This is a genomic window from Corynebacterium sputi DSM 45148 (genome assembly GCF_000427865.1).
In the GTDB taxonomy this organism is placed as follows: domain Bacteria; phylum Actinomycetota; class Actinomycetes; order Mycobacteriales; family Mycobacteriaceae; genus Corynebacterium; species Corynebacterium sputi.
The window spans coordinates 19,919-41,002 of sequence record NZ_ATYV01000012.1; the positions used below are offsets into that span (position 1 = coordinate 19,919).

The 21,084-nt window shown below is 61.2% G+C and carries 19 protein-coding genes; 17 read left to right on the plus strand and 2 right to left on the minus strand.

Features of this window, described 5'->3' with window-relative positions; all coding sequences use genetic code 11:
* Window positions 1-169: 169 nt before the first annotated feature.
* From rbfA to YWU_RS0107645, 10 genes are all read left to right on the plus strand, one after another.
* Entirely contained in the window at window positions 170-613 is a 444-nt protein-coding gene (gene rbfA, locus YWU_RS0107600; RefSeq protein ID WP_027020005.1) for a 30S ribosome-binding factor RbfA, read from the plus strand.
* Entirely contained in the window at window positions 613-1,656 is a 1,044-nt protein-coding gene (locus YWU_RS0107605; protein WP_051260163.1) for a DHH family phosphoesterase, read from the plus strand. The genes rbfA and YWU_RS0107605 overlap by 1 nt, the downstream gene beginning before the upstream one ends.
* Window positions 1,653-2,963, plus strand: a complete 1,311-nt coding sequence (locus YWU_RS0107610) for an MATE family efflux transporter (protein WP_034647460.1) — start codon at window positions 1,653-1,655, stop codon at window positions 2,961-2,963. The genes YWU_RS0107605 and YWU_RS0107610 overlap by 4 nt, the downstream gene beginning before the upstream one ends.
* Window positions 2,964-3,099: 136 nt before the next feature.
* Entirely contained in the window at window positions 3,100-3,909 is an 810-nt protein-coding gene (locus YWU_RS0107615; RefSeq protein ID WP_027020008.1) for a metallophosphoesterase family protein, read from the plus strand.
* Entirely contained in the window at window positions 3,909-4,559 is a 651-nt protein-coding gene (locus tag YWU_RS0107620) for a 4'-phosphopantetheinyl transferase family protein (protein ID WP_156892760.1), read from the plus strand. Before YWU_RS0107615 ends, YWU_RS0107620 begins: the two co-directional genes overlap by 1 nt.
* A 38-nt stretch (window positions 4,560-4,597) precedes the next feature.
* Window positions 4,598-5,464, plus strand: coding sequence for a phosphate/phosphite/phosphonate ABC transporter substrate-binding protein (locus YWU_RS15800; RefSeq protein WP_240484083.1), 867 nt, complete (start codon window positions 4,598-4,600; stop codon window positions 5,462-5,464).
* Between the two features lie 27 nt (window positions 5,465-5,491).
* Window positions 5,492-6,340 (plus strand): phosphonate ABC transporter ATP-binding protein, encoded by an 849-nt coding sequence (gene phnC / locus YWU_RS15805; RefSeq protein ID WP_034647463.1) that lies wholly within the window; start codon window positions 5,492-5,494, stop codon window positions 6,338-6,340.
* Window positions 6,337-7,977 carry a phosphonate ABC transporter, permease protein PhnE gene (phnE, locus tag YWU_RS0107635; RefSeq protein ID WP_027020010.1) on the plus strand — a complete coding sequence of 547 codons (1,641 nt, stop codon included), beginning with the start codon at window positions 6,337-6,339 and terminating at the stop codon, window positions 7,975-7,977. Before phnC ends, phnE begins: the two co-directional genes overlap by 4 nt.
* A gap of 44 nt (window positions 7,978-8,021) precedes the next feature.
* A complete protein-coding gene (locus YWU_RS0107640) occupies window positions 8,022-8,699 on the plus strand; it encodes a phosphonatase-like hydrolase (protein ID WP_027020011.1) in 678 nt (225 codons plus the stop codon).
* Complete coding sequence (locus YWU_RS0107645; RefSeq protein ID WP_027020012.1) at window positions 8,696-9,715, plus strand: zinc-binding dehydrogenase; 1,020 nt, start codon at window positions 8,696-8,698, stop codon at window positions 9,713-9,715. The genes YWU_RS0107640 and YWU_RS0107645 overlap by 4 nt, the downstream gene beginning before the upstream one ends.
* Here the strand turns inward: YWU_RS0107645 and truB are convergent.
* Window positions 9,712-10,623 carry a tRNA pseudouridine(55) synthase TruB gene (truB, locus tag YWU_RS0107650; protein ID WP_027020013.1) on the minus strand — a complete coding sequence of 304 codons (912 nt, stop codon included), beginning with the start codon at window positions 10,621-10,623 and terminating at the stop codon, window positions 9,712-9,714. The two genes, YWU_RS0107645 and truB, sit on opposite strands and share 4 nt — an antisense overlap.
* Before the next feature lie 29 nt (window positions 10,624-10,652).
* Between truB and YWU_RS0107655 the strand changes: the two genes are divergently transcribed.
* The 3 genes from YWU_RS0107655 to YWU_RS0107665 all read left to right on the plus strand — a co-directional run bounded on the left by YWU_RS0107655 (window position 10,653) and on the right by YWU_RS0107665 (window position 14,487).
* A complete protein-coding gene (locus tag YWU_RS0107655; RefSeq protein WP_027020014.1) occupies window positions 10,653-11,633 on the plus strand; it encodes a bifunctional riboflavin kinase/FAD synthetase in 981 nt (326 codons plus the stop codon).
* A 149-nt stretch (window positions 11,634-11,782) separates the two neighbouring features.
* A complete protein-coding gene (gene rpsO, locus YWU_RS0107660) occupies window positions 11,783-12,052 on the plus strand; it encodes a 30S ribosomal protein S15 (RefSeq protein WP_027020015.1) in 270 nt (89 codons plus the stop codon).
* A 188-nt stretch (window positions 12,053-12,240) separates the two neighbouring features.
* Complete coding sequence (locus tag YWU_RS0107665) at window positions 12,241-14,487, plus strand: polyribonucleotide nucleotidyltransferase (RefSeq protein ID WP_027020016.1); 2,247 nt, start codon at window positions 12,241-12,243, stop codon at window positions 14,485-14,487.
* Window positions 14,488-14,577: 90 nt separating this feature from the next.
* Here YWU_RS0107665 and YWU_RS0107670 read toward each other — a convergent pair whose 3' ends face one another.
* A complete protein-coding gene (locus YWU_RS0107670; protein WP_027020017.1) occupies window positions 14,578-16,026 on the minus strand; it encodes an MDR family MFS transporter in 1,449 nt (482 codons plus the stop codon).
* A gap of 294 nt (window positions 16,027-16,320) precedes the next feature.
* On the opposite strand from YWU_RS0107670, the gene dapB reads away from it, so the two are divergent.
* The 4 genes from dapB (at window position 16,321) to YWU_RS0107690 (ending at window position 20,987) form a co-directional block, all read left to right on the plus strand.
* Window positions 16,321-17,082 carry a 4-hydroxy-tetrahydrodipicolinate reductase gene (gene dapB / locus YWU_RS0107675; RefSeq protein WP_027020018.1) on the plus strand — a complete coding sequence of 254 codons (762 nt, stop codon included), beginning with the start codon at window positions 16,321-16,323 and terminating at the stop codon, window positions 17,080-17,082.
* 6 nt (window positions 17,083-17,088) lie between these two features.
* Complete coding sequence (gene thyX, locus YWU_RS0107680; protein ID WP_027020019.1) at window positions 17,089-17,856, plus strand: FAD-dependent thymidylate synthase; 768 nt, start codon at window positions 17,089-17,091, stop codon at window positions 17,854-17,856.
* A gap of 137 nt (window positions 17,857-17,993) precedes the next feature.
* Complete coding sequence (dapA, locus tag YWU_RS0107685; RefSeq protein ID WP_027020020.1) at window positions 17,994-18,899, plus strand: 4-hydroxy-tetrahydrodipicolinate synthase; 906 nt, start codon at window positions 17,994-17,996, stop codon at window positions 18,897-18,899.
* On the plus strand, window positions 18,900-20,987 hold the full coding sequence (locus YWU_RS0107690; protein WP_027020021.1) for a ribonuclease J: 2,088 nt from the start codon (window positions 18,900-18,902) through the stop codon (window positions 20,985-20,987).
* Window positions 20,988-21,084: the final 97 nt, after the last annotated feature.

Genomic DNA, 21,084 nt, shown 5'->3' on the forward strand with positions numbered 1-21,084 from the left:
GGGTGAACCTCCAAGAACACAGGTGACTGAAGGCCTGTCCGATCCCATGAGAGGGGTCGGGCAGGCCTTTGTCGTTCGGTACGTTCTTACGGTTAAAGTGTGGGGTGAATGTTCATGTTCGGGGCGGTGATTAATCCGCGTCCGGACCTCGTTTCGAGGAGTGGTAGTCATGGCTGATCAAGCACGTGCCCGCAAGTTGGCGAAAAGGATCCAAGAGATTGTCGCGACGGCCGTGGAGCGGGAGATCAAAGACCCCAGGTTGCAGTACGTGACGATCACCGACTGTCGTGTCACCGGTGATCTGCATGACGCGACGATTTTTTATACCGTCCGTGGCAAGACGCTGAACGATGATCCTGACTGGGAAGAGGCCGCTGACGCCTTGGAGAGTTCCAAGGGGCTGCTGCGGAGCATCGTTGGCCGCGGCACCGGGGTGCGTTTTACCCCGACCTTGTCCTTCGAAGTGGATACCGTTCCGCAGGCCTCCGCGCATATGGAAGATCTTCTTGAGCGCACTCGCCGTCGAGATGCTGAGTTGGCAGAGGCTTCTCGCGGTGCGACCCCGTCGGGCGGAGACAATCCGTACCGCTCCGAGGACGAGGATCAGAGCTAGTGGCGGTCGACACCCCGCAGACGACCGTCCCGCCGCAGCAGGCGATCAGCCGAAAGATGTCTGCGGCATTCGAGAAGGTGTCGAATGCGCTCGCAGAGACCGAGGTCGCTGTGGTCGTTTGCCATGTGCATCCTGATGCAGATGCGGTCGGATCGGCCTCTGCAATGGTGATGGCGCTGCGTCAGCGTGGCATCCGAGCGGTGTGGACCTACGGGGAGACGGACGCACCGAGCAAGTCCTTGCTCACGATTCCTGGTTGGGACGCGTTTGTTCCTATGGACGAGCTGCCGGAGGACATCCGGATCGACACGTGGATCGCCGTCGATTGCGCTTCCACGCAGCGCCTCGGTGCGCTGGCTGACCGGATGGTTTCTGCTGACCGCCTCGTCGTTATCGATCATCATGATTCGAACGAGAACTTCGGTGACATCAACATGGTTGACGTCGAGGCGGAGTCCACGACCATGCTCCTGCTCGACTTCTTCGAGGTCTGGGGTGTGAAGCTCACCCCGGATATGGCGCATGCGCTCTATGCAGGGCTGTTGACTGACACGGTCCGTTTCCAGTTTGGCCGTCCGCGGATGCACCTCGCGGCGGCGAAGCTTCTGGGTAGGGGCCCGGATCCGCGTTTGATCGGTGAGCAGTTGACCGGTGGACACCCCTTTGAGTTCCTTCCCTTCGTTGGCGCGGTGTTCTCTACAGCGGAGTTCGCTCCCGAGTGGGGAGGTGGTGCTGGACTGGTTCACGTCACCGTGTCCAATGAGACGATGAAGTCTGTCGGACATGACGAGGTCGAGGCGGTCGTAAACATCGTCCGGACCACGACCTCAGGCGATGTGACGGTGGTGCTGAAGGAGTACGAGCCGAACTACTGGACTTTGTCGCTGCGTTCGACCAAGGACATCGACGTATCTCAGGTTGCTGGATTCCTCGGCGGTGGCGGCCACATCAGGGCCGCTGGCTGCAGCGTTGAGGGGACCCGTGAGGATGTCCTCGCCGCCCTACAGTCGGCATCGGAAACTGCCATCGCTTCCCGACGGTGACTTCTCCCGACTCCTACAACCGGGTCACACCGGGACGAATTCTCGGTCTTGCACTTCCAGCTCTGGGCGTGTTGACCGCGGTCCCGCTGTATCTCCTGTTGGATACTGCTGTGATCGGCCGTCTGGGCGCAACCGATCTAGCAGCCTTGGCGGCAGGCGCGACCATCCTCGCGGTGGTTACGACCGACCTGACCTTTCTCGCTTATGGCACCACCGCGCGTGCATCACGGGCATTTGGCCGTGGCGACATGCCAGGGGTTGTTCGCGAAGGAGTCCAAGCCACCTGGGTGGCGATTGGCGTCGGCTCGATTCTGTTCTTGCTCATCCAATTATTCGGCCACGTGCTGACTCGGTGGATTGCGCCAGCGGACGGCGTCGGTGCTGCTGCTGCGTCGTGGTTACAGGTCGCTGGGCTAGGTATCCCACTGGCGCTGATCTCTCAGGCCGGCAACGGCTGGATGCGTGGACTACAGGACACTCGGCGCCCGCTCCTTTTCGTTCTCGCTGGAGTAATTCCCTCTGCGCTCACGGTCGTGCCTTTAGTTTTGATGTTTGGACTGGTCGGATCCGCATGGTCCAACGTTCTTGGACAGTCGATCACCGCACTGTTCTTCCTCTTTGTTCTCGCCCGTGAAGCGAAGCGCCGGGACGTATCGCTTCGGCCGGATTTCCCCTTGATCAAGGCGCAGTTGGTACTCGGTCGCGATCTCATCCTTCGATCCGCCGCCTTTCAGATTGCCTTCCTGTCGGCTGCGGCGGTGGCCGGGCGAATGGGAGCGCCGTCGTTGGCCGGACACCAGGTGCAGCTCCAACTGTGGAGCTTCCTGACCCTGGTGCTGGATTCGTTGGCAATTGCCGCGCAGATTCTCGTAGGTGCGGCACTCGGGGCAGGTTCGGCTGCTACCGCAAGATATGCCGGACGCAAGGTCATTCTCTGGTCGATGATCTTTTCTCTGGTTCTCGCAGCAGTTTTTGCAGCGGGGCACTCGTTGATCCCGCGCATGTTTACCAACGATCAGTCAGTCCTCGAGGTGCTTGGAGCCGGCCCCTGGTGGCTGCTGGTGCTCTTGATCCCTATCGGCGGAGTTGTCTTTGCGATTGATGGGGTCTTGTTAGGAGCTGGGGATGCCGCGTTTCTTCGAAATGCGACGATCCTCTCAGTCGTAACTGGGTTCCTGCCACCGGTGTGGATGTCCTACGTCTTCGATTGGGGACTAACCGGTATTTGGTGGGGGTTGGTCCTCATGCTGGTAGTTCGTTGTGCCGCAGTTGTTCTGAGGTACCGAGGTGACGCGTGGATCAAGTGAACGGTGTTATGGTAGGCCTTAGCGCATTTTAGTGATCTGCATCACGGGGCTGCTATTCTGCGGCCGAACTGTTATTATTCCGTGATTATAGGCGTGTGCTGAGAACGAATTCGACCGACGATCCATGGAGGCCCTTGTGACGGAAACCGACCGTCCGACGGTGTTATGGGCTGTTGCGGACCTCCACGTGGCGAACCGTGACAACCGGAACATCGTCGAACGTCTGGTTCCGCCGAATCCGGATGATTGGCTCATCGTTGCAGGGGACGTTGCGGAACGCCCCGAGCTCATCTTGGACACCCTCCGGTCGTTGTCTGAACGCTACGCACAGGTGATTTGGGTGCCTGGCAACCATGACCTTTTCTGCCGTGGCACAGACGAGATCACTGGGGAGGCTCGTTACTGGCAGCTCATCGAAGGCTGTCGGTCCATGGGGGTTCTCACCCCGGAAGACCCATATCCGGAGTTTGGCGGAGTGACGGTGTGTCCGTTGTTCGTGCTCTATGACTACTCATGGCGTGATCAGTCCATGACCGTCGACGAGGCGGTGAACTACGCAGTAGAGCAGCAGATGATCTTCACTGACGAGTTCGCCATCAAGCCGTTCGAGGACCCGATCCTGTGGTGCCGGCGTCGCTTGGATTGCACAGTCCGGAGGCTGTCCCGTGTCGAAGGTCCGACGATTCTCATCAACCACTGGCCCCTTATCCGGGAGCCGGTAAACGCGATGGCGTTCCCCACCCTCGGGATGTGGTGCGGGACGAGGCACACGGAGGACTGGCCCCAGCGTTACCGCGCAGAGGCAGTCGTCTATGGGCACCTGCACATCCCGGACGACAGGATGTATGACGGAGTCCGTCACATCGAAGCGTCACTCGGATATCCCAGGGAATGGCGGCGTCTGCCGTCCGACCGCACATGGCCGGTATCGGTCAAGGAGGTTTAATGTCTGTGCTCACCAAGTCAATGCTTCCCGTTGAATCCGCCTTCCATCAGATGCGGACTAACGGAGTTGATCTGAGCAACTACAACGGTCTCCAGGAATCGGAGAAGGCGCTGGTCTCCGGTGCCATCGATTCTCGGAAGGCTGAGTTTGGCGACGCCCGCACCTGCGCGCACTCTGCCATTGCGGAACTCACCGGAGCCCCATCGCTGACGCCGATTCTGCGCGGCCGACGTGGGATGCCGGTGTGGCCGGAGCCGGTGATCGGCTCGATGACCCACACCGATGGATTCCGAGCTGCCGTCGTGTCGCCGCGCTCTCTGGTGCGGAGCATCGGCATCGACGCAGAACTGGCACAGCCGCTTCCGGCAGGAGTGGTGGATTCCATCTCGACGCCGCAGGAGCGCAAGGCACTCAAGTCCTGGGGAGCGGACTTCGGAAGCCGGCTGCTCTTCTGCGCCAAGGAAGCCACCTACAAGGCGTGGTACCCGGTGACAGGCAAGTGGCTCGGTTTCGAAGACGCTCAGGTGGATCTCCACCCGGATGGAACCTTCATCTCGTACATTCTCTTGCGGCCGACCATGATCCACTTCATTGAAGGCAACTGGAGTGTTGAAGACGGTTACGTTATCGCCACTGCCGTGGTGCGTTAGCCGGATCATCGTCACCGGCAACGATGGTGAACGGTGGGGTGGAACCCCGTACCGTCGTTAGTACGAAGTTGGTCATATCTGGCAGGTATCGGTCGTCGGAATCCTCGCAGTCGCTCGCTGGTTCCTTCGAGAACGTAGTGCAGGTAATTGAGCAGGCGACCGGCAAGACCGTCGAATTTCAGTCCGCCTCTGACTACGCCTCAGTCATCGAGGGTCAGCGCGCCGGCCAGATTGATATCGTGTCCTACGGTCCGTTCTCCTACGTCATCGCAAAAGACAGTGATGTCGATCTAGAGGCAGTCGTCGCCCCGGTGAATGCCGAAGATGAATCCCCGTCCTACACCGCGCTTGCGTACGTCAAGCAGGGCTCGGACATCTCCAGCTTGGAAGATGCAAAGGGTAAGAAGGTCTGCTTCGTCGAGGCCGCTTCCACGTCCGGGTACCTGTTCCCGTCCGAAGGGCTGATGGAGGCCGGACTGAACCCGGAAACCGACATTGAACCTGTGATGGCCGGAGGTCACGACGCGTCCTTGCTGGCATTGGAATCTGGCCAGTGCGAGATTGCCTTTGCCCATGATGCGATGCTGCCGACGCTGGAGCGCACCGGCCAGATCCAGGAAGGTGCCCTGGAGCCGGTGTGGGAGTCAGCCGGAATCACTGAAGATCCGATCGCGCTGAACCTGTCGACTTTGGATCCCGAAGACGTCGATGCGATCACCACCGCCATGCGCGAGCGTGCCAACAAAGAGGCAATGGTCGAGGACGGTATCTGTGACTCCGTCGACGATTGCATTCTTCCGGAGGAGACCGAGTGGGGCTACGTGTCGGTAGCTGACTCTGACTATGACTCGATTCGCGAGGTATGCGAGGCCACTGCGGCTGACGCATGCCGGAGCGTCGGGTAACCGGCCCGAGGAACTGGAGACGACAACATGAACGTTCAGCACAACCCGGACCGCATGACCCCTGAACTGCAGCGAGAGCTCGACGCCATTTACGCGGTGCAGCTTCGCCACGTCACCAAGGAGTTTCCGGGAGGAGTGAAGGGGCTTGACGACGTCAACGTCGGTTTCCGTACCTGTGAGACCACCGTTTTGCTCAGATTGTCCGGATCTGGAAAGTCCACCTTGTTGCGGCACCTCAACGGTCTGCATACCGCGACAGAGGGCACGATCCGAGTGCTCGGCGAGGATCTTGGCGCCACGGACCGGAAGGCACTGCGCGAACTGCGCCGGGACATTGCCGTGATCTTCCAACACTTCAATCTCATAGGCCCCATGTCGGTCCTAGAGAATGTCTGCACCGGCCGACTCGGATCACTACGTGGGCCGCGGCTAAGCCTGTTGATGTACCCGAAGTCGGTGCGGGAAGAAGCCCTCACTCAGCTGGATCGGGTTGGGCTGGCAGACAAGGCGTACCAGAGGGCGGACACTCTCTCCGGAGGGCAGCAGCAGAGAGTCGCCATTGCCCGTGCGCTAATGCAAAAGCCCCGGATCTTGCTTGCCGACGAGCCGGTCGCCTCCCTCGACCCGGTGAGTTCCCTGCAGGTGATGAACCTGCTGCGGGAGATCTCTGTCGAAGACAACCTCACGGTCATCGCCTCGTTGCACCAGGTGCAGTTGGCGATCGATTTCGCTGACCGGATCGTCGGGCTGCGCTCGGGTGAAGTAGTGTTCGACCGGAACACCGGCGACATCGATGCCACTGAAGCGAGCCGAATCTATGAATCCGTCGCCGGCACCCGCGAGAGCGTCGACGAGGTTCAGGTGGAGCGCCGATGAGCAGCCGAACCCTCGAACGGCCGGCGCGAAGGGCCACCTTTAGCGGCGTCGCCGTTCCGCTCGTACTGGTGGCAATGGTTGTTGTTGGTGCCTGGTCTGTCTATGACCTTGGGATCAACCCGGCATCGATTATCAATTCCATGGAGAACGCCGTCGCCTTCACCGGCCGGATGTTCCCGCTGGACTTTCCACCCATTGGGGAACTGCTCTCCCTGATCGCAGAGACCTTCGCCATCGTGTTCCTCGCGACAGTGCTGTCGGTGCTGTTCTCGGTGCCGATCGCCGTCGCTGCAGCCTCATCCACTGCTCGCAACAAGCTTGGCCGCGGCACTGCCCGCACTGTCATCGTTATCGCCCGAGCAATCCCAGACTTGGTCCTGGCCATCTTGTTTGTCCGAGTCTTCGGACTGGGCGCAACCGCAGGCATTCTCGCGATGGGCATCCACTCTGTCGGCATGGTGGGCAAATTGTATGCCGATGCCATCGAAGAGCTTGACGACGGCCCGCGCACCGCCATCGAATCCGCCGGTACCCGCAGAAGCCAGCAGTTATGGGCGGCGATTCCTCAGAAACTCATGCCCCAGCTCATCGCCACGGCGCTGCACCGTTTCGACATCAATCTGCGTACGTCGGTCCTTCTCGGATACGTGGGAGTCGGTGGTCTCGGTCTCGCCATTGCTGATGCTCTGCGAGTCCTGGACTACCAACGCGGCATGGCGCTGGCCCTGGTGGTGCTGGCGATATGCATCATTACCGAGTTGATCTCCGGAACAATCCGGGCAGCACTACTTGGCGGCTCGCATGCAGCGAAGGGGACCTGGGTTGATCGGATGTGGGGTGGACGTCGGGAAGCAACTGGCACTTTGCCCCCATGGTCCGTGGACCGTGTTCGACGGGTTCTCACCTTCGTCGCTGTGATCGGGCTGGTTCTCTGGTCGTGGTCAGTTGCCAACATCTCGGTCGCGAACCTCGCCACCGGCGTGATGAATCTCCCCGAGGTCCTAGCGCTGTTCTTCCCGCCCTCGGCCGGCGGCATCGGCACCGTGATTTGGCAGCAAATGCTGGTGACTGTGCAGATCGCCTTCGCAGCAACATTCCTCGGTGCGATCCTCGCACTGCCAATTGGCATCTTTGCCGCGCGCAACATAGTCCGCAATCGGTATGTCCATGGCTTCTTCCGAATGATCATCGTGGTCATCCGCGGCATCCCGGAGCTGATCCTGGCGATCATCTTCGTGGTGATCTCGGGACTGGGCGCGGTGGCAGGAACTCTCGCGCTGGCGGTCGGTGCGGTGGGCTTGTTGTCGAAGCTCAGCGCTGACTCGCTGGAAGAAACGGACGTACGGGTCCAAGAGGCTATCCGCACTGGTGGTGCCTCCGAACCACAAGTGTTCTTCTCAGCGACAGTCCGGCAGTCCGCACCCGCGTTCGTCGCGCACATGATTTACCTGCTGGACACGAACATCAGGTCAGCCACGTTGCTGGGAGTTGTTGGCGCCGGAGGAATCGGATTCCAGCTGCTCAACGCCACCCGGGTCAACCAGTTCGAGGTGGTCACCTACATCCTGCTGATGCTCATCGCCGTTGTCCTCATCATCGAATTGCTGGCGATGTGGATCAGAAAATCTGTCCGCTAGACCAGCCACAGCGCACCATCAACAACACACAATCAGGAGAGACAATGAAGACCCTCGCAGTATTCGACATGGCCGGCACCACCATTGACGACGGAGACCACGTGTACCGCGTGCTTCGCGAGTCCGTGGAAAGGGAAGGAGCCGTATTCACCGACGCGGAGTTCCAGCAGTGGATGGGAACAGAGAAGAAGTGGGCAATCCGCAACCTCTTCGAGATCGGAGGCGTGCCTGCCGATGACACGCTCGTTGAGCGCACCTTCGGCTGGTTCCTCGGGGAACTTGCCACCGCGTACCGCGAAGATCCGCCGGTCCCGCTGCCGGGAGTGGAGGACGCTCTGCAGCGATTGCGCTCTGCCGGCACTAAGGTCGCGCTGACCACGGGATTCTCCCGTCAGATCGCGGACCTCATTCTTGGGCAGCTTGGGTGGGGAACAGAAGGAGAAGAAGATCTGCTTCTCGACGCCGTCGTGTGCGGCGATGAAGTCTCCGCCGGACGCCCGGCCCCAGATCTAATCTTCGCTGTTATGGAGAAGACCGGAGTCACTGACCCCGAGAGTGTCATCTCGGTGGGAGATACCGTGGTGGACGTGGAATCGGCGAAGGCCGCAGGGGTTACCTCCGCTGGAGTGCTCACCGGTCACCTCACCGGAGCGGATTTTGAGACTGCTGGAGCGGATCTTGTTCTCGGATCGGTTGCGGACCTCGCACTGGAGACCGTGTGAGCGCGAGCGCACTGGTCTGGCTTGGCGGCTCCGACTTCGAGCTAAGGGCCATTGACCTCCCTCAGCCCGGTGACGGCGAGATACTCGTTCGGGTGGACACAGCAACTGTGTGTGGTTCCGACCGGCATTCAGTCACCGGACGCCGGCCGGCAGCGTTTCCATCGATTCTTGGACATGAGGGCGTTGGGCACATCGAGGCCACCGGCTCAGACGCGGTATTGGTTGACGGAAGCCCGGCGAGGGTCGGGGACCGGGTGGTGTGGTCGGTTACCGCCCCGTGCATGCAATGCGATCGATGCATCCAAGGTCGAACGGCGAAATGCCGCGCGGTACTGAAGACCGGCCATGAGCCGATCGACGGACCGTGGCCGCTGTCCGGTACCTATTCGACCCACATTCTGTTGCGTCAGCACCAACCGGTGGTGCAAGTTCCCCCTGAGGTGGCCGACGGTAGTGCGGCTGCTGCAGGGTGCGCACTGGCGACAGTGATGGCTGCAGTGGAGGCCGCTGGCACTCTCAACGGTCGCAGTGTCCTAATCAGTGGAGTGGGCATGCTCGGGCTTATGGCGGCAGCAGTGGCTTTGACCCAAGGAGCAGCGTTGGTCGAGGTATCTGACCCCGACCCGCGCCGGGTAGCCCTAGCGGCGGAGCTCGGAGCTGAGGAAAGCCTCAGTGATGCACCGATGGACGTGGTCTTTGACTTCTCCGGGAACATCGGTGCTGTCGGAGACTGCTTCGAGCGCCTGGACATCGGGGGAGTGCTGGTCCTCGTTGGCAGCGTCAGCCCTGGCCCTGTGGTGCCCATTGATCCAGAACGACTCGTCCGTGGCTGGCACACCATCACTGGCGTCCACAACTATGAGCCGCGGCATTTGCAGGAGGCAGTGGACTTCCTCACGACATATGGCCGGATGATCGATTGGGATCAAGTGCTGTCCGAATCGGTCCGATTGGACGAAGTGCCGGACTTGTTCAACCGCCGCCCAACCGCTCTGCGTGAGGTCGTCTCAATTTAGAGCGTCGAAGGGCGCAGGACGAACGACGTCTTCAGACGCTTGCCTGATTCCTCGACTAAGGCAGGTACTCGACCATCCGGGGTTCGAGCAGCGTGAACGCCCTTCAGTCCCCGGGCAGTGAGCCACTTGCCCTGAGCCAACGCGGCACCGTCCTCGGCTGTGATGTCTACGGCAGGGAAACACCGCAGCGCGGCCTCATCAAGAGACATCGATGGCACGGGCTCTGCCTCAAGCTGTTCCAGGGTCCGAGCGTCTGCAATCGTGAACGGCCCGGCCGCAGTGCGCCGCAGAGCTGTGAGGTGCCCACCCACGCCGAGGGCAGCGCCCATATCCCTCGCTAGCGACCGAATAAACGTGCCGGCTGAGCATTCCACCACAACATCCAGGTCCACCCACGTGTCTGTACGGCGGATGGCCGTGACGTCAAAACGCGACACCGTCACCGGCCGCTCTGGAAGCACTACATATTCACCACGACGGACCCGCTCATGTGCCCGTACACCATCAATCTTCACCGCAGACACCGATGCCGGTCGCTGCATGATGTCGCCGCTAAGAGCCAGAACTTGCTTCTCGACGTCCTCATCCGACACCCCAGAAGCATCCGCTTCCGACAGCACCTCACCTTCCATATCGTCAGTGAGAGTCGATGCCCCGAGCCGGATCGTTGCCTCATAAGCCTTCGTGTCCGCATGCACCGACGGAAGAAACCTCGTGCCCCGGTTAAGCCCCAGCACCAGCACACCCGTCGCCATCGGGTCCAGCGTCCCCGAATGCCCCACCCGCTTAGTTCCGAAGATCCGACGGAGCCGCGAAACCACGTCATGGCTAGTCATTCCGGACGGCTTATCGACGATAACGAGACCGGAATCCGCAAGCGGATCCGGAGTGAGAACCGATTCATTCATGTCAGCATCGTATGTCGTAGTCTGGCGGAGTGGACATCTGGCACGGACTGAATGAAGTACCCGAAAACTTCGACCGCTCAATTGCGACGGTTGGATTCTTCGACGGCGTACACCGCGGACACCAGGAGCTCATCCGTACCGCGGTCGCTGCAGCGAAGAGCAAGGGGCTTCCCTGCGTTCTCGTTACCTTCGACCCGCACCCGAGGGCAGTGTTCGCGCCGGGTACTGAACCTGCAGCGTTGCTGTCAGTTGAGCGCAAAGCGGAGCTTGCGGGGGCGCTGGGCGTGGACCACATGCTGGTGGTCCCGTTTACCAAAGAATTTGCGGCCCTGTCGCCGGAGCAGTTCGTCGGGGACATCCTTCATGACGCTCTAGGTGCGCAGGAAGTCTTCGTTGGAGACAACTTCACCTATGGCTCCAAGGCAGCCGGAACTGCGAAGACGCTTCCAGGTCATGCTTCAGCGCACGGGATGTCGGCGACCATTGTTGACCTGTTGGAGCAGACAGACGAGACGGTGTCGTCGACTCGGATCCGGCGAGAGCTGGCGGAGGGGCGAGTCGACATAGCGGCAGAACTCCTCGGACGCCCGCATCGGCTCACCGGCGAAGTGATCAACGGTCAGGGCAGGGGAGGCGCACAGCTCGGCTTCCCGACGGCCAATCTTGACCTTTCCGAAGGCACCGCCGTCCCTGTTGACGGTGTGTACGCGGCCTGGTTTGCCGTCACCGACGGTCCGGTCCGAACCGGGTCAGATCCAGATGGTGACATGCTCCTGGGTGTGAAGTACCCGGCTGCGGTCAGCGTGGGCACCAACTCCACCTTTGATGCCACTGAACGCACCGTGGAGGCTCACGTCATTGGGCGCAGTGCTGATTTGTACGGTTTGACCGGACACCTCGACTTCGTTGGGTTCATCCGAGGCATGGTGAAGTTTGACAATGTCGACGACCTCATTGACCAGATGAACGCCGACGTGCGTACGGCGATGGAGCTTCTCGGGGAGAACTAACCAGCCGGCGGTGCAAATTAACCGAACACCGGAAGCACCGTGTAACATTCTCCTCTGGTCGCGACTGTGGTCCACGAACAGTTGCTGCATCCAGAACTCTGGAGACCACTGTGGACTGAAATAACCGATACAACAGAAGGAGTCGCGCCATGTCGCTGACCACTGAGCAGAAGTCCGAAGTTCTCAAGGAGTTCGGCCTGCACGAGACCGACACCGGTTCGCCGGAGGCTCAGGTCGCACTGCTGACCACCCGTATTCGTCAGCTCACCGAGCACCTCAAGACCCACAAGCACGATCACCACTCCCGTCGTGGTCTGCTGCTGCTGGTCGGTCGTCGCAAGGGACTGCTGCAGTACCTGCAGGACAACAACGTCGAGCGCTACCGTGCGCTGATCGGCAAGCTCGGCCTGCGTCGCTAAGCTTTCCGTAGAGAGCCCCGCACCTATGAGGTGCGGGGCTTTTTCAGCTCTGTGTGGCTGAGCTCATCTGGGAAACCAGCGTTTCGCCTGTTAATGTGGTCGTGATGTCCCGTGAAAGAAGAACAAAGAGGGCGACACCGATGATCGCCCTGGGGGACACATGATCGAAAGACGTGAATTAGCACCGTATGAGTGATAACAACCAGTTTGACTATGACGATGACTACGACGACATCATCGAAACCGTAGCCGTCATTGACAACGGTGATTTCGGTAAGCGTGAGATCCGCTTCGAGACCGGTCAGCTTGCACTGCAGGCTGACGGGTCGGTCACCACCTACCTGGACGACGACACGATGCTGCTGTCTACCACCAGCGCATCTAACAAGCCCCGCGAAGGCTTTGACTTCTTCCCGCTGACCGTGGACGTGGAAGAGCGCATGTACTCCGTCGGCCGCATCCCGGGCTCCTTCTTCCGTCGTGAAGGTCGCCCGAGCACCGACGCCATCTTGGCCTGCCGCCTGATCGACCGCCCGCTGCGCCCGACTTTCGTGAAGGGTCTGCGCAACGAGGTCCAGATCGTAGTGACCGTGCTGTCTCTCGACCCGAAGGACATGTACGACGTCGTCGCGATCAACGGCGCTTCCGCCTCCACCGCGCTGTCCGGCCTGCCGGTCTCCAGCCCGGTCGGCGGTGTCCGCATGGCACTCGTCGTTGACGAGAAGCACCCGAAGGGCGCCTGGGTTGCCTTCCCGACCCACGAGCAGCACGAGAACTCTGTGTTCGAGATCGTTGTTGCCGGCCGTCTGGTCGACGACAAGAAGTCCAAGGGCCGCGGCAAGAAGAACGACAACGTCGCCGTCATGATGGTCGAGGCAGGTGCGACCGACAAGGTCTCCGCACTCGTCGCTGATGGCGCCCAGGCGCCCACCGAGTCCGTCGTCACCGAGGGCCTCGAGGCTGCCAAGCCGCACATCGCTGAACTGTGCCGTGCACAGCAGGCGCTGGCCGACGAGGCTGCCAAGGAAACCCGTGAGTTCCCGCTGTTCCCGGCCTATGAGGACGATGTCTTCGCTGCCGTGAAGAAGATCGCTGCCAAGCGACTTCCGAAGCTGCTGAAGCAGGCGAACAAGCAGGATCGCGATGACGCGACGAATGAGCAGATGGCTGAGACCGTCGAGAAGCTCTCGGAGCAGTTCCCGGGCCGTGAGCAGGAGATTCGTAACGCCTACAACGGCCTGATGAAGGACGTTGTTCGTGAGCTCATTCTCACCGATGGCTTCCGCATCGACGGCCGTTCGGTCGACGCGATCCGTGACCTTGGTGTCGAGATCGACCTGATCCCGCGCGCCCACGGCTCCGCACTGTTCGAGCGCGGCGAGACCCAGATCCTGGGTGTCACCACGCTGGACATGATGAAGATGGAACAGCAGATCGATTCGCTGAGCCCGGTGGACTCCAAGCGGTACATGCACCACTACAACTTCCCGCCGTACTCCACCGGTGAGACCGGTCGCGTCGGTTCCCCGAAGCGCCGCGAAATCGGCCACGGCGCACTCGCCGAGCGCGCCATCGTGCCGGTCCTGCCGTCCCGCGAGGAATTCCCCTACGCGATCCGTCAGGTCTCCGAGGCACTGAGCTCCAACGGCTCCACCTCCATGGGTTCCGTCTGTGCATCGACCCTGTCGCTGTACAACGCCGGTGTCCCGCTGAAGGCCCCGGTTGCCGGCATCGCTATGGGACTTGTCTCCGGCGAGGTCGACGGCGAGACCCGATTCGTCACCCTCACTGACATCCTCGGTGCAGAAGACGCATTTGGTGACATGGACTTCAAGGTCGCAGGTACCGCTGAGTTCATCACCGCCCTGCAGCTCGACACCAAGCTCGACGGCATCCCGTCCGAGGTCCTCGCTAACGCGCTGGGCCAGGCCCGTGACGCCCGCGAGACGATCCTTGAGGTCATGGAGCAGGCCATCGACTCCCCGGACGAGATGAGTGCCCACGCCCCGAAGATCACCACCATCTCGGTCCCCGTGTCCAAGATCGGTGAGGTCATTGGACCCAAGGGCAAGGTCATCAACACCATCACCGAGGAGACCGGCGCCAACATCTCCATCGAGGATGACGGCACCGTCTACGTCTCTGCAGCCACCGGCTCCGAGGCAGACGCCGCGATCGAGAAGATCAACGCCATCGCCAACCCGCAGCTGCCGAAGGTCGGCGAGCGTTTTCTGGGCATAGTCGTCAAGACCACTGCCTTCGGTGCATTCGTCTCCCTGGTTCCGGGCCGTGACGGCCTGGTCCACATCTCGAAGCTCGGTGACGGCAAGCGCATCGACAAGGTCGAGGACGTCGTCAGCGTCGGTGACAAGATCCAGGTCGAGATCGCCGACATCGACAACCGCGGCAAGATCTCGCTGGTTCCCAGCAAGTAACTTCAGCGCCGAATAAACCCCGCCACTTATGTGGCGGGGTTTATTCATGGAGTGGGTGAGGGGGACGTCGTAAAGCGACGTCCTTTTTCCTTAGACCGACTCGAGAACCGAGGTGTTCCTCTTGTGCGGCTTGATCATGAATGCCAAGACGATGACACCGACCGAGAGGACGGCACCGACCGTGAACGCGACCCGGTAGCCGGATACCCAATCAGTAGTCGTGGGAACGTCGACGCCGGACGATGATGCAGCGGCTGCTGCGGCCATACCCGCGATCGTGACGAACAATGCGGTACCGACGGCACCGAAGACCTGCTGCAGAGTATTGACGATGGCTGAGCCATCCGCATACAGCGACTTAGGCAGCGAACCCAAGCCCCAGCTAAACAGCGGGGTAAACAGGAATCCAAGGCCGGACATCATGATGATGTGGCAGCCAATAACCCACGCCAGGGGAGTCTCGGTACCGACGAACGCCAGACCAGCAATGCCCACGGTCAGCAAGACCGAACCTGGGATCACCAGGGGACGCGGACCGAGGCGGTCGTACAGTCGGCCAATGATCGGTCCCATCAGACCCATCAGCAGCGCACCTGGCATCATCGCCAGTCCCATCACCTGTGCGGATACGCCAATATCGGCGAGGTACAGCGGCAAAAGGATGATCAGTCCGAACATCGACAGCATGCCGGCGCAGAGAATGACGACAGAGATGGTGAAGCTGCGCTGGGAGAACGCACGGAAGTCCAGCAGAGCTTTGTTCTGCGGAGCAAGAGTGAGCTGTCGGCGAATAAAGACAAACAGGCTGACTGCACCTGCGACGCCGAAGACGGAGATCGCCAGGACACCGCCATCGGAACCGACCAGGTTCAGTGCGTACACCAGACCACCGAAGCCAACTGCGGCGAGAACGACCGACGGGAAGTCGACCTTCTTGTCCTTACGCTCACCGACGTTGGGCAAGACCCACGCGCCGACGGCACCGACAATCACGACGATCGGGACCATGGTCCAGAACAGCATGTGCCAGTTGTTGTCGGTAGCGGAGAGAATGCCACCGGACACTGCCGGGCCGATCGCGGGAGCCACGGCGATAACAATGGAGATGTTTCCCATCATCTTGCCGCGCTCATTCTCCGGAACGAGGTTGAGGACCGTGGTCATCAACAGCGGCAGCATCACCGCGGTGGCAGATGCCTGGACAACGCGGCCGAGAATGACCAACGGGAAAATTGGCGACAATGCGCCGATCAAGGTACCGGCGAGGAACACGACCATCGCGCCGATGAAAAGCTGTCGGGTCGTGAACCTGCCAATGAGGAATCCCGTGACTGGAATCACGATAGCCATGGTCAGCAGGAAGCCCGTAGTGAGCCACTGGGCCGTCGACGGCGGAATTCCGAAGTCCGTCTGCAGGACGGGAATCGCGATCGACATGAGCGTCTCATTGAGGATCGCGACGAATGCTGCGGCCAGCAGCACGTAGATAGCCAAATTCCGGGTTCTCCGGTCAATGGTCTCTGGGGTTAAGTCGGGCACGACCGTCCTTCCTGTGACGTAACGGGTGTCGATACGGACCCGGGGTACCCTACGCTGTTCTTATTTAACTGTCACTACCAACCGAACGAGGCAATGGGAGACGCGAAGGCCGCAATCGCGGCTCCGGGTGTACCAAAGGGGTATTAACGCGCGAATGCGCTGAATACTTCCCGGACTTGTCGGCGAACCTGGACAGCGATGTCACAGCTGCCCGGTACCGGTACAGACGGTCCTAGTCGCGGGGTACGGTGTGGTGGAAGAAACAGATTCAACAACCAGGGGAGATACGTGAGCATGGGCAACATCTCAGTCGGAGTTCTCGGGGCAGGCGGCAAGGTAGGCCGTACCATTTGTGACGCGGTCGAGGCCGCCAGTGACCTTGATTTGGTCGCTCAGGTCGACGCAGGTGATGCGTTGACTAACCTGACCGATGGCGGCGCGAGCGTCGTCGTGGACTTCACTCAGCCGGACGCTGTGATGGGGAACTTGGAGTTCTGCATCGCGAACGGCATCCACTCAGTCGTTGGTACGACCGGCTTCACCCCGGAGCGACTGGACACGGTGCGAGGCTGGATCTCTGAGGCCGCGGATAAAGGTGTGCGCTCCAACGTGCTGATCGCACCGAACTTTGCCATTTCGGCAGTGCTGACGATGAAGTTCTCCGAACTCGCCGCCAAGTACTTCGAGTCGGCTGAAGTCATCGAGATGCACCACCCGCATAAGAAGGACGCTCCGTCCGGCACTGCGATTCACACTGCCGAGGGAATCGCGCGGGCCCGGCGAGAAGCCGGAATGGCACCCCAGCCCGATGCCACCGAGCAGGCTCTCGATGGCGCCCGCGGTGCAGATGTCGACGGAGTGCCGGTGCATGCAGTGCGCATGACCGGATCTGTGGCACACGAGACCGTGATCTTTGGCACCACCGGCCAGTCGCTGACGATCCAGCAGGATTCCTATGACCGCACCAGCTTCGTGCCAGGTGTGCTGGTGGGCGTCCGCCAGATTGGTGACAACGAAGGCCTGACCATCGGCCTCGAGCACTACCTGGGGCTCTGATTCGACGTGTCAACGACGGTCCAGCCGGAGGTCACTCTCATTGCCGCGACCTCTTTCTCTCCCCCTGCCGGAATTGACTGGGAGGCTCCGGAGTTCGGTGGTGGGGTACGTGACGGAGAAGCGTTGGTCGAATTCGCCGGCCGCGCTTGCTACGAGACCTGGAACAAGCCGAATCCGCAGACCGCGGACAATGAGGCGTACCTACGGCATGTTCTCGAAGTCGGACACGTGGCGTTGTTCGAACACGCCACCGCGACGATCTATATCCGAGGCCTGTCGCGTTCATGTGCGCAAGAGCTGACCCGGCACCGTCATTTCTCGTTCTCCCAGTTGTCGCAGCGGTTTGTCCCTGATTCTGCGAACAATGTCGTCGCCCCGGCGGCGATAAGGGAGGACGAAGAACTTCTGAAGTTGTTCGATACCGCTGTTGACCAGTCTCGTCAGGCATACAATGAATTGCTCGGCGCGCTGGAAGCGAAGACCGAGGGCGAACCCAACGCGTTGCTGCGACGCAAGCAGGCGCGACAGGCCGCGAGGGCGGTTCTCCCAAACGCTACTGAGACACGTATCGTGGTAACGGGCAACTACAGGACGTGGCGTCATTTCATTGGCATGCGTGCCACTGAACACGCCGACGCCGAGATCCGCGAACTGGCGGTCTCCTGCCTCAGAGAACTGAGGAAGGTGGCTCCCAACGCTTTCGCGGACTTCGACATCGGAACGCTTCGCGACGGCTCAGTCGTTGCGTCGAGCCCGTACGCTTTCGAGGGGTAGCCCTTCGGGGGCGGGCCTGTACAAGTGAAAGAACCGGTCTTAGCTACCGGTTTGACGGATGGAACCAGTGGGGCAGCCGCGCCCCACCGCGGCCTGGGAGAAGACGAAGGGCCGCCTTGAGCAGAAAGCCGGAGAAAATGACCACAGGACATGCATCGACCCGACAGTCCGACGTACTCGGCACCGTCGGTGTCGCCATGGTTACCCCGTTCAATGAGGACGGCTCCATTGACGTCGAGGCCGGAATCCGCATCGCCGGACATTTGGCTGACGGCGGCGTCGACACTCTCATCCTCGCCGGAACCACGGGTGAGTCACCCACGACGTCGGTAGACGAGAAGCTGGGTCTTCTCCGAGCTGTCCGCGCCGAGTTTGGTGATTCGCTGAAGCTCGTCGCTGGAGCTGGTACCTACAACACGGCTGAGTCGGTGGAGTTGGCCAAGCAATCGGCTGATGCCGGTGCAGATGCACTGCTCGTGGTCACGCCGTATTACTCCAAGCCGAACCAGGAGGGGTTGTACCGGCATTTCTCCACCGTCGCCGACGCGACTGAGCTTCCGGTGTGTCTGTATGACATTCCGCCGCGCTCTGTCGTTCCGATTGCTACGGAGACTCTCTACCGGCTCGCTGATCACCCGCGCATCGTCGCGGTTAAGGACGCCAAGGGTGACCTCGGTGCCGCAGCCGGTCTGATCGAGAACACTGACCTCGCCTGGTACTCAGGCGACGATGTGCTCAACCTTCCGTGGTTGTCGATCGGTGCTACCGGTTTCATCTCCGTTATCGGACACGCCGCACCCGCGCGCCTCGCTGAGCTTCGTAGGCTTTACGACGCTGGCGACGTCGAAGGTGCCCGGCGCATCCACGCCTCTTTCACACCTCTTTTCAACGCTCAGGGTCGCCTGGGCGGAACCGCGTTTTCCAAGGCAGCCCTGAATCTTCTGGGCGTTCCGGCCGGAGAACCACGTCTTCCTCAAATTGCACCCGATGACGAGCAGATGAACCTGCTCGCAGATGACCTCCGAGAGGCTGGTGTTCTCTAAGTGACTGAGAACCGTAACCGTTCCCGCAAGGTGACCCGCAAGGCCGGGCCCCCGCAGGAAGGTGATGCACCCCGTAAGCAGGACCAGCAGCCGAGCGAATCCGCCCGGTCTGAGTCCTCCAACGAGGGCGGAAAGTCCCGTTCCGATGCCAACAAGGGCAGGAACGGCGGCTCCAACAAAGAAGGAAACAAGGACGGAAACAACGCTTCCCGACGCTCCGGTGGCCGCGGTGGCCGCGGCCGCGGCGGTCAGGGTGGCCAGGGCGGCGGAAACCGCGGCCGTGGTGGCCGTGGCGGAGGCGGCGGCGAGCGTCGCAACGTCGTCCAGTCCATGCAGGGCGCGGATCTGACCAAGCGCCTGCAGGAGCCGCCGAAGACTCCTAAGGACGGACTGCGCATCGTCGCCCTCGGTGGTATCTCCGAGATCGGCCGCAACATGACTGTCTTCGAGTACCGCGGCCGCCTGCTTCTCATCGACTGTGGTGTGCTGTTCCCGAGCTCCAACGAGCCGGGCGTCGACCTGATCCTGCCGGACTTCTCCTACTTGGATGGCAAGTGGGACAAGGTCGACGCACTGATCGTCACCCACGGTCACGAGGACCACATTGGCGCTATTCCGTGGATGCTCAAGCAGCGCGCGGACATCCCCGTGGTTGCCTCGAAATTCACCCTCGCGCTGATCCAGGCGAAGTGCCAGGAGCACCGCCTGCGTCCGAAGTGCGTTGAGGTCGACGCGGACTCCCGCGTCAACTACGGACCGTTTGACGTCCGCTTCTTCGCCGTCAACCACTCCATCCCGGACTGCCTCGGCATCGCGCTGAAGACTGGCGCCGGCCTGGTTGTGCACACCGGTGACGTCAAGCTCGACCAGACCCCGCCGGACGGACGTCCGACGGACCTGCCGGCACTGTCCCGTTACGGTGACGAGGGTGTTGACCTTTTCCTGTGTGACTCCACCAACGCCGCTACCCCGGGCGTCTCCGGCTCGGAGTCGGACATTGTTCCGGCGATGCGTCGACTGATCTCTGAGGCCAAGCAGCGTGTGATCGTCGCGACCTTCGCGTCGAACGTGTACCGCGTGCAGGTCGCCATCGACGCTGCTGTCGCAGCCGGCCGCAAGGTTGCCTTCAACGGTCGTTCCATGATCCGCAACATGCGGATCGCCGAGGAGCTCGGTTACCTCAACGCGCCTCGCGGCACCATCGTTGAGATGAACGAGGCCGCGAAGATGGCCCCGCACAAGGTCCTCCTGGTCACCACTGGTACCCAGGGTGAGCCGATGGCCGCCCTGAGTCGCATGGCTCGCCGTGAGCACCGTCAGATCACCGTCCGTGACGGTGACCTGATCATCCTGTCCTCGTCGCTCGTTCCGGGTAACGAAGAGGCCGTCTTCGGCGTCATCAACATGCTGTCGCAGATCGGTGCCACCGTAGTGACCGGCAAGGACGCTAACGTGCACACCTCCGGTCACGGTTTCGCCGGCGAGCTGCTGTTCCTCTACAACGCAGTTCGTCCGTCCAACGCGATGCCGGTCCACGGTGAGTGGCGTCACCTGCGTGCCAACAAGGAACTCGCAGTCTCCACGGGAGTGAAGCCGGAGAACGTCGTCTTGGCACAGAACGGTGTAGTCGTCGACCTAGTCGATGGCCGTGCACGCGTTGTTGGTCAGATCCCGGTCGGTCAGCTGTACGTCGACGGCGTCACCATGGGTGACGTCGACAAGGACGTGCTCGCAGACCGCACCGAGCTCGGCGAAGGTGGTCTGGTGGCCATCACCGCCGTGATCGACAACCGCACCGGCCGTCCGCTGGAGGTTCCCAAGGTGCAGGTCCGTGGTTTCTCGGACGACACCAAGGAGCTCGCCGGTGAGGTCGCAGACCTCGTCGACAGCACGATGATTGACCTGGCTGGCACGGGAGAGAACAACCCGTACCGCATGGCCCAGGAGGTCCGCCGCCGCGTGGAGAAGCAGATCAACTCTAAGTGGAAGCGTTCCCCGATGGTCCTGCCGACCATCGTCCCGATGTCCTCGGACAACGTCATGAATGACGAAGAGGACTCAGTTGAGGGCACGCGCCCGAGCCTGTAAGTGGTTAAGGGGCACGGAACCTCAGGTTCCGTGCCCCTTTTGCATGCCTATGGCACCTCCGGGTGATCATCCTCCCGGCGATGTGTCTAGAGTTACG